The sequence below is a fragment of the Chamaesiphon sp. OTE_20_metabat_361 genome, assembly GCF_031364565.1.
Genome location: NZ_JANLWO010000101.1, coordinates 1 through 8,546, shown reverse-complemented (window position 1 = coordinate 8,546; position 8,546 = coordinate 1). Strand labels below are relative to the sequence as shown.

The window sequence follows — 8,546 nt, the reverse complement described above, 5'->3', positions numbered from 1 at the left end:
ATAACACCGTAGACTCAGGTTCGCGCCTGCTGGGTGCGGCGGCGATGGCGAATAAAGTCGGCGAAAGCTTCTCGATGTTAAAATTTTTGGGTAACATTACTCCCAAAGCCGAAACGTCTCAAACTATCGACTTAAGCGTCAAATTGGTTGCCGAAATCGTCGCTTTTTGTCAGATTAACGGTATTCCTGGCGATAGCGTCGGTGACTTCCTGGCGGCTTTAGGCGATTATGGTGGCGAGTCCCTGATGCGGATGGCGGCTCTGGTTTGTTTCGATGGGCTGATTCCCTTGGGGCCAGATTTTATCGGCATGGTGATGGATAAAATGGGCGGCATGGCTCCTCACGAACTCGAAAAGAATCAAACGTTCAAAGGCATCCAAGACCAAATCCCTGGCGGCGATACGGGTGGAAAATTAGGCTTCATCACTGAGAGCTTTGGCTCTGTCAGTGGCTGGATGAATGATTTTGTCAGTTCTCGCGGTCTAACACCTCAATCAGTTGTCGGCAATCTCCGCAACTTTGTCGAAATCACTGATGACAAGCTCGACTATCTCGGTGCCTTCCTGGATGTCAGTACCAACTACTATACCCATACTGGTACTCAGACTCTAGCCCGACGCCTCATCGAACGGGCGGCTGCGGAAATGTAGTACCCATCTGGGCAACCACCGCTGGTTGCCCAGCAATTACCACTTCGCTATTTGCATTGTGACTAAACTTTGGTATACTAGCAATCTGGATATGGCGGCATAGCCAAGTGGTAAGGCAGAGGTCTGCAAAACCTCCATCCCCCAGTTCAAATCTGGGTGCCGCCTTTAGTCGAAACCCCTCAGAGTGAGGGGTTTTCTAGGCTCTATCGATCGTTAGCCTTGTGTCCTACATGGCAGGTCTGTGAAATGAATAACCTAAATGTGGCGACCGCCTTGGTGGCGCGCTGCGCGTTCGAGTTTTCTGGCTAGATCGAAGTACAAAAGTTCTCGAAGCTTGCGCGTCGTTTAGCAACGATCGATCGACCGTCAAACCCGATCGACACTTGCGATAGCTTCGACCTGCCAAGGCAGGTCGAAGCTTAAGTTGTCACGAATGGGATCTCCTGACACGATCGACATCATTGGCGAATTCCAAGCTAAATTCGCCTACTTTTAGGATCCTCATACATTGGGCGGCGTGGGCTAAAATAAGAATACTCAGGTCTACGGTGATGTCTTGCCACGACTGGGGTAACTGTATGATGTTGCTAAATCCCTAACCCCAGCCCCTAAATGTCTGCTCAGCCACCCAAAAAGACAATTCTGGCTCAATTGAGTCAAGTCATCAATCGGACGAAAGTTAACTTTACCCGATTGGCACTCAAGCCGAATGCGCGAGTGCCCAAACTCTTGGTGCAAGATGCTGATGCACCACAACCGGACATGTTTCCGCTGCTGGGGGAGAAATATGTGTTGGGCCGCAGTTCCCAATCTTGTGATATTGTCGTGCGAAATGAGGTCGTCAGTCAAGTTCATCTATCATTGAGTCGCGATCGTCAAAAAGGGACGACTTTTTTACTCAAAGATGAGGGTTCCACGAACGGGATTTATCGCGGTAAGAAAAGAGTCGATCGAATTACGCTTAGAGATGGCGATACCTTTACCCTCGGCCCGCCCGAACTCAAAGCCGCAGTCAAAATTACCTATCTCGATCCGCCGCCTGTCCATCTGCGCGTTTTGCGGTACGGATTGTATGGGACGGGGAGTATATTGAGTCTGCTCTTACTGGCGATCGCGGCAGAATCTACCAAAATTAATGTTAACCCTTTACCAGATGCCAATGGGCCAGTAATGGTCTATGCCGAGGGGATGGAGGACACCCTCCGTCCGCCGAAAGTCGGCGCACACAAGGATCTAGCAGCCTTAACAGATTTTTCACCTTATTTACTCAAGGCGCTGATTGCCTCAGAAGACAGTCGCTTTTACTGGCATTTTGGTGTCGATCCTTGGGGTGTGGGACGCGCGCTGGTAGTCTCTAGGCAAAAAGGGAAACTCACTCAAGGTGCGAGTACGGTGACACAGCAGGTAGCGCGGAGTTTGTTTCGATCGTATGTCGGGAGCGAAGACAATCTCCCCCGCAAAATGCGGGAAGCAGTGGTAGCGCTCAAGCTGGAAGCGACATATAGTAAGGATAAAATTTTACTCACCTATCTCAATCGCGTCTTCTTGGGAGATGACGCACACGGATTTGAGGATGCTTCCCAGCATTATCTCGGTAAATCCGCTCGCGATCTGACCCTACCCGAAGCCGCCATGTTAGTCGGCATTTTACCCGGTCCCAATATGTTCAACCCCTGTGTGGAGGATAAACAAGGGCGCAAGGGGATGAAAGCCAAAGAACGGCGCAACCTAGTACTGACTAGAATGCTCGAAACTGGTGCGATTACTCCAGCCGAAGCGAGAGAAGCAAGAAGATCGACACTGAACTATCGATCGGAAGCTTGTACCCCGATTACAAATACCAAGGCACCCTACCTCTATAGCTATGTCTTTCAAGAACTCCAAGAAATCTTAGGCGTTGAGACGGCTAAAGAGGGAAACTTTGCGATCGAGACTGGTGTGGATCTAAAGATGCAGGCCAAAGCAGAATCAGCACTCCGGCAGAATATCGCCGCCGCTGGTGGGAGCTACCGCTTTTCCCAAGGCGGCATTCTCAGCCTCGATAGCAGTACTGGCATCGTCAAAGCGATGGTCGGCGGTCTCGACTATCAAAAAAGTCAATTCAACCGCGCCGTAGATGCCCAGCGACAGCCCGGATCGACATTTAAGCTGTTTGGGTATGCTGCGGCGATCGAAGACGGTATATCGCCGGGAAAGACCTATTCCTGCGATCCACTATCGTGGGGGGGTAGAACATTTCCAGCTTGCAATCATGGCGCGTCCGGCTCGGTAAATATGTATACCGGGTTTACCTTGTCAGAAAACCCGACCGCGCTGCGAGTAGCACGGGATGTCGGCTTGGATAAGACGATCGAAACTGCCAAGAAGATGGGTGTTAAATCTCAGCTCGATCCAGTCCCAGCGCTAATTCTGGGTCAAAGTGTCGTCAATATGCTGGAGATTACTGGAGCCTATGGAGCGGTTGCCAATCGAGGGATCTGGCATCAGCCGCGCGTTATCAAACGAGTATACGATACGAGCAATTGCGATCTCAAGCAAGTTCGCAATTGTCGCCTCATCTATGACTATGCCAAAGATACTCCCTCTAAGCGAGTCTTAACAACTGGCACCACCGATACACTCACAACCATGATGCGCGGGGTGGTAACTGGCGGTACTGGTAAAAACGCCGCCATTGGATTGGGGGAAGCCGGGAAAACTGGAACTACCAATGATAACGTCGATCTCTGGTTTATTGGGTTTATTCCCGATCGTAAGGTAGTAACGGGGGTATGGCTGGGGAATGATAATAATTCACCTACTAACGGCAGTAGCGCACAAGCTGCTCAGTTATGGGGCAATTATATGGGTTCGGTGTATAAGTAGTTTGGGGTAACTTTATTGGGTAATGGGTAATGGGTAAAAGGTAAGAGGTAAAAGGTAAAAGTAGTTATGCGGGTGGACGGTTATGTAGTTATGTAGGGTGGGCAGTGCCCACCACATAGGTTTCAGGTAATCCCTATCCAAAAAATATTCGCAACCAGCTACTCATAAGTAGGTCGGCACAAATATTTTTCATGTTAGAAAAGCCTGAAACCTAGATGGTGGGCAGTGCCCACCCTACTGGGACGACTACTGGGACTCTTACCCATTACCTCTTACCTTTTACTTTTTACCTTTTAATCTCTTTCCCTCGCAACATCCAGATCGATCGCAAGTGCTAATTGATAGACATAGCGGCGCGATTGGGAAATTTGTTCGGCGACAATTCGGCTGGCTTGAGAACGCGATGTATCATTAAGCATTAACTCGATTAACGCCCGCTCGATCGCCTCATCCGAGAGGGTTGGATGGCTGACATGAGCGCCAGCAATGACGATCGCGTATTCGCCTTGCGGTTCGGTGTGGGTGTAATGCTCGGTCGCTGCTCCGATATTTCCCCGCCAAAATTCCTCATGTAATTTGGTTAATTCTCTGCCGATGACAATTTGCCGCTCGGTACCAAATGTCGCCCCAAAGTCTGCCAAAGTCTGTCGCAAACGGTGGGGAGACTCATAAAATACCAGCGTCCGCGCCTCTCCAGCAACTGCTTCTAATCGATCGCGTCGTTCCTGTCCCTTGACTGGCAAGAAACCCTCAAACACAAATCGATCGCTTGGCAATCCCGACGCACTCACCGCCGTCACCACCGCCGTCACCCCCGGAATCGGAATCACCCGAATCCCCGCCGCCACACAAGCTGCGACAATCAGATAACCCGGATCGGAAATTCCTGGCATCCCCGCATCTGTCACCAACGCGATCGATTTGCCCGCTTGCAATTGACCGATCAATTCGGGAATGCGTTGCTGTTCGTTATGCTGGTGATAGCTAATTTGCGGCGTCTTAATCTCAAAGTGATGCAGCAATTTACCCGTATGCCGCGTATCTTCAGCCGCGATCGTATCGACGTCCCGCAATACCTGAAGTCCCCGCATTGTCATATCACCCAGATTGCCGATCGGCGTACCGACTAGATATAGAGTTGTACCAGTGACTTCATTCGACATGTATTTATGGGTAGGGATCGGCTGTCAGCGGGGTGTGTCTCAACTAGCGATCCAACGCGCGATCGAGTCGGTATTCGCCGAGTACGATCTAGATCTTGCCACAATTGTGGGGATTGCAACACTCGATCGCAAGGCAAATGAGCCAGGATTGATAGATTATTGTTGCGAATCGGGTTGGTTTTTAAAAACATACAGCCCAGAACGGCTAAATTCCGTCACGGTGGTTCGTTGGCGGAGCCTCTCTGAAAGAGAATCGTCGCAATTGGTATTGACATCGGTCGGGACTGCAAGTGTTGCGGAAGCAGCAGCTCTATGTGCGGCGCAGACAGATATTTTATTAGTACCCAAGCAAAGGTTTCGGCTCGATGCTGAATCTGGATGGGTGACGATCGCGATCGCCCAAATCGCCAATGTAAGGTGTGTTATCGCGAAGCGTAACGCACCAGCTAGATAGAAAACTAGACGGTTGGTGCGTTATCCTGTCTTGTCTCGCTAAACCCTCTCCTTTGGAGACGCTGCGCGAACGGGAAACCCGAGGAGCGCGAGCCGCTGCGGAGTAACACACCCTACAACTAATCAAGAACAAGAATTCGGTCAAATGGCGTTGCTCAATTCAGAGAAGATATTTGATAGTGTTCGACTGTTGGAAACGGATCGTAGAAATGATAATGATGCAGCAACGATCGCCATTCTTGATACTTGGGAGAACCTCTAAAGCCAACTGTATGGTCTTCGAGCTTTTCCCAACGTACCAGCAGAATGTAACGATCGCGATTTTCTAGACAACGTTGCAGTTCATGCGAAATGTATCCCGGCATCCCTATAATAATATTTGCAGCCACTCTAAAAGCAGCTTCAAAATCATCAGCGACACTAGGCTTGAGATCGAGGATGGCTACTTCTAAAATCAATGGCGACAACCCCTCTTACCCCTTACCTTTTACCTCTTAACCTTTTACCCAACCTCACTCATCGCCCTAATTCAAAAAATCGATCCTAACGGCAGGGTGTACCAGTATAGCGGTTGAGGGCGATCGGACTGGGAATTGGGCTACCAATTATCGAAGTCGTACATGCAGATTGGATCGCACCGGGATAGTAGTTCTGCTGCGGGTAGATTAATATCGGCGAAGCTGGCACAAATGGTTTGTTGGGAAACCCACTACCGTAATAAGGAGTAGTGCGGTTGCCGGGAAACGAGTTGCCGTTAGGATAAATATTGGGTGAGATCGGGTTGATAATCGTGGTTGTATTGATGTCGTTGTTAATATACCCGCGATCTTGTGGGAGCGCAGGTATGTAGATCGTAGTTGATGAGTACCCGCTCGATGGAAAGGGTTGGACAAAAACGCCCTGCGATCTACCTAATTGAGGAGTAAATAAAGTCAAAAGCGTGCTAGCGATCGTTGCTAAACCAAGAAAATTTTTCATGATTAACTCTCAGTGGAAGTTTGCCACCATCTGTAATTTGATTAATGCAACGATCGCTCTTTTTAGGATACTGACTTTGCCCAATCTTGTGCCCAGGCAAGCGTCTCATGCACGCGATCGATCGTCGCAGCTTCGCAATAAAGTCTCAGGACTGGTTCTGTCCCACTAAATCTAATCAACAGCCAACTATCATCAGCTAAGTTAAATTTGTACCCGTCTACTAAATTGCGATCGCTTACTTCTATGTTAGCAATTTTGGCAAATGATTTGTGTTCCAATTCAGCCATTAGTCGCGATCGCACGTCCATATTTGCCAAATGTAGATCTACGCGATCGTACTTAAAGTCATAGTTAGTTTGACACTCAAGTTGGCGGTATAAGTCACCTAGATCTTGTTGGGATTTGGCGATCGCTTCGAGGAGATATAATGCCGAGAGTAGCGCATCGCGTTCGGGGATATGGTTGCCATAACCGATCCCGCCGGATTCTTCGCCACCGATCAGCACGGGTGTATCGAGCATCCGATCGGCGATATACTTATACCCGATCGGGGTTTCATAGATCGGCAAGTCGTACAGCTTCGCCATTCTGGGGACGAGATTGGAAGTACTGACAGTCTTGATGATTTCGCCTGTAAAGCCGCGCCGCTTGACTAAATGCTCGATCAGAATCGGAATCAAAATCTGCGAACTCAGGAACTCACCAGAGCCATCTACAGCCGCAATCCGATCGCAATCCCCGTCGAATACCAAACCGACTCTCACCCCTGGTTCCCCGGCATGGCTGCGGATCGTCCGCATCAGTTGGGACAAATATTTGGGCAAAGGCTCTGGCGCACCACCACCAAATAACGGATCGGTTTTGCTATTGAGTTCGGTAATCGGCAAACCTAATAATCTACCTAAACCAGTACTCGCCGCACCATTCATCACATCGGCAAATACAGTCAATTTACCAGACGCGATCGATTGCTGAATGCTTGCCAGATCGACTTTCCCGCGCAATTCCTGACAATAGCTCGCCCACGGATCGAAAGTTGTTAACGTTCCCGGCTGACTAGCTGAAATCGTTTCGCCCAACCTTGCCTCGATTTGCTGCGTCATTTCTGGCGGTACCGAACCCCCAAAATTGCCCTTCACCTTCAAGCCTAAATAATCACCCGGATTGTGACTGGCGGTAATTACCAACGCACCCAGGGCATTTTGACTGTGTGCAGCCCAACTAAATGCTGGCGTCGGCGCATAAGTATCGCTGAGGATGACATCAAAACCCGCCAGTCGCACTGCTTCAGCCATCCGTTTGGCAAAAGTTTCCGCCATAAACCTGCGATCGAATCCGACGATAATCTTGCGATTGTCCGTCTTAGCTCCATAAGTATCCGCCAACACCTTAGCCGCAATCGGCGCAACCATCAACAATCGATCGAATGTAAACTCCGCCCCGATTACACCCCGCCAGCCATCTGTCCCAAATTTAATCGCGTCTACAGTCATCACTTTTAATAGGTAGCAACTTTCCTATTCTACAGAGGAGGTGGATCTTCTTATCGTGGGACGATCGCTAAATTTGCAATCCATCGGGTTGCTGTCTGTTGGCAGGAAACAACCAAGACTTCCAGGTAATAATATATGTATATTTAAATTTTTAATGACTCGATCGACAGCTTTATGTATCAGAATCTAATTTTATTCGATGGTGTCTGCAACTTTTGTAATACCGCCGTGCAGATGGTCATCGAGATCGATCGACACAAAATTTTTCAGTTTGCCGCCATTCAGTCCGAATTGGGACAACAGCTCTATCGTCAGCATGGCTTAGATCCGATCGATATTCAAACATTGATGCTAGTAGATGGCGATCGCGTTTTGACGAAAAGTGATGCGGTGTTGGCGGTATTGTCTAAACTCGATGGTGGTTGGCAATATTTAGCTAATTTTACAGCGATGCCGCAGCCGTTAAGAGATTGGGCTTATACTGAATTTGCGCGGCAGCGATTTGTGCTATTTGGGCGGCGCGATACTTGTATGGTACCGACTCCAGAATTACAAGAGCGGTTTATTAGTTAAGACTTGACTCGCTCCTCGTCGGCAGATCTACTAGTGGAAATGATGTGAATATCGACATTTTTGAGCAAGCGGAGGATCTGCTGGGTGAGCGAACCTTTCCAGAAAATCTGCCACCGTGATTTTTGACTTTCACCCATAACAATTTGGGTAATTCGGTATTGTTGGGCGGTTTGAGCGATCGCTTTAATGACATTGTAATCGCGCACTTGAACGAATTCACCGCCAAATTCTTGGCAGAGCCGTTCGCAGGTGGCGATATGCAAGCTCTCGGCTTTAGTTAAAAATCGATCGGGTTCGTTGACATATAATACATAAAATAGTGCGTGCATATAGTTGGCAACTCGCGCCCCGCGCCGGAGGAGTTGCACGGT

8 protein-coding genes, 1 tRNA gene and 1 pseudogene are annotated in these 8,546 nt (G+C 49.1%); 5 read left to right on the top strand and 5 right to left on the bottom strand.

Going from position 1 to position 8,546, the window contains the following annotated elements; all coding sequences use genetic code 11:
* The 3 genes from RMO35_RS02885 to RMO35_RS02875 form a co-directional block, all read left to right on the top strand.
* On the top strand, positions 1-650 hold a 650-nt coding region (locus RMO35_RS02885; RefSeq protein ID WP_309738431.1), incomplete at its 5' end, for a hypothetical protein.
* 93 nt (positions 651-743) lie between these two features.
* Positions 744-815, top strand: a tRNA-Cys gene (locus RMO35_RS02880).
* Positions 816-1,262: 447 nt separating this feature from the next.
* Positions 1,263-3,515, top strand: a complete 2,253-nt coding sequence (locus tag RMO35_RS02875) for a transglycosylase domain-containing protein (protein ID WP_309738429.1) — start codon at positions 1,263-1,265, stop codon at positions 3,513-3,515.
* Positions 3,516-3,808: 293 nt separating this feature from the next.
* Here RMO35_RS02875 and rsmI read toward each other — a convergent pair whose 3' ends face one another.
* Positions 3,809-4,678, bottom strand: coding sequence for a 16S rRNA (cytidine(1402)-2'-O)-methyltransferase (gene rsmI / locus RMO35_RS02870; protein WP_309738428.1), 870 nt, complete (start codon positions 4,676-4,678; stop codon positions 3,809-3,811).
* Between rsmI and RMO35_RS02865 the strand changes: the two genes are divergently transcribed.
* Positions 4,662-5,132, top strand: coding sequence for a cobalamin biosynthesis protein (locus RMO35_RS02865; protein ID WP_309738427.1), 471 nt, complete (start codon positions 4,662-4,664; stop codon positions 5,130-5,132). The two genes, rsmI and RMO35_RS02865, sit on opposite strands and share 17 nt — an antisense overlap.
* Positions 5,133-5,286: 154 nt before the next feature.
* On the opposite strand, the gene RMO35_RS02860 is transcribed toward RMO35_RS02865, so the two are convergent.
* From RMO35_RS02860 to RMO35_RS02850, 3 genes are all read right to left on the bottom strand, one after another.
* Complete coding sequence (locus RMO35_RS02860; RefSeq protein ID WP_396135594.1) at positions 5,287-5,589, bottom strand: antibiotic biosynthesis monooxygenase family protein; 303 nt, start codon at positions 5,587-5,589, stop codon at positions 5,287-5,289.
* An 85-nt stretch (positions 5,590-5,674) separates the two neighbouring features.
* A complete protein-coding gene (locus RMO35_RS02855; protein WP_309738425.1) occupies positions 5,675-6,109 on the bottom strand; it encodes a hypothetical protein in 435 nt (144 codons plus the stop codon).
* 62 nt (positions 6,110-6,171) lie between these two features.
* Positions 6,172-7,602, bottom strand: coding sequence for a phosphoglucomutase/phosphomannomutase family protein (locus RMO35_RS02850; protein ID WP_309738424.1), 1,431 nt, complete (start codon positions 7,600-7,602; stop codon positions 6,172-6,174).
* A gap of 174 nt (positions 7,603-7,776) precedes the next feature.
* On the opposite strand from RMO35_RS02850, the gene RMO35_RS02845 reads away from it, so the two are divergent.
* Positions 7,777-8,175 (top strand): thiol-disulfide oxidoreductase DCC family protein, encoded by a 399-nt coding sequence (locus tag RMO35_RS02845; protein ID WP_309738423.1) that lies wholly within the window; start codon positions 7,777-7,779, stop codon positions 8,173-8,175.
* Here RMO35_RS02845 and RMO35_RS02840 read toward each other — a convergent pair.
* Positions 8,172-8,546, bottom strand: a pseudogene (locus tag RMO35_RS02840) (sensor histidine kinase KdpD); the annotation flags it as partial. The gene RMO35_RS02845 and the pseudogene RMO35_RS02840 sit on opposite strands and share 4 nt — an antisense overlap.

Bases quoted from the DNA above. Each gene is read 5' to 3' on its own strand.
- RMO35_RS02875 (WP_309738429.1), top strand. From the start codon at position 1,263: ATGTCTGCTCAGCCACCCAAAAAGACAATTCTGGCTCAATTGAGTCAA.
- rsmI (WP_309738428.1), bottom strand. From the start codon at position 4,678: ATGTCGAATGAAGTCACTGGTACAACTCTATATCTAGTCGGTACGCCG.
- RMO35_RS02855 (WP_309738425.1), bottom strand. From the start codon at position 6,109: ATGAAAAATTTTCTTGGTTTAGCAACGATCGCTAGCACGCTTTTGACT.
- RMO35_RS02850 (WP_309738424.1), bottom strand. From the start codon at position 7,602: ATGACTGTAGACGCGATTAAATTTGGGACAGATGGCTGGCGGGGTGTA.
- RMO35_RS02845 (WP_309738423.1), top strand. From the start codon at position 7,777: ATGTATCAGAATCTAATTTTATTCGATGGTGTCTGCAACTTTTGTAAT.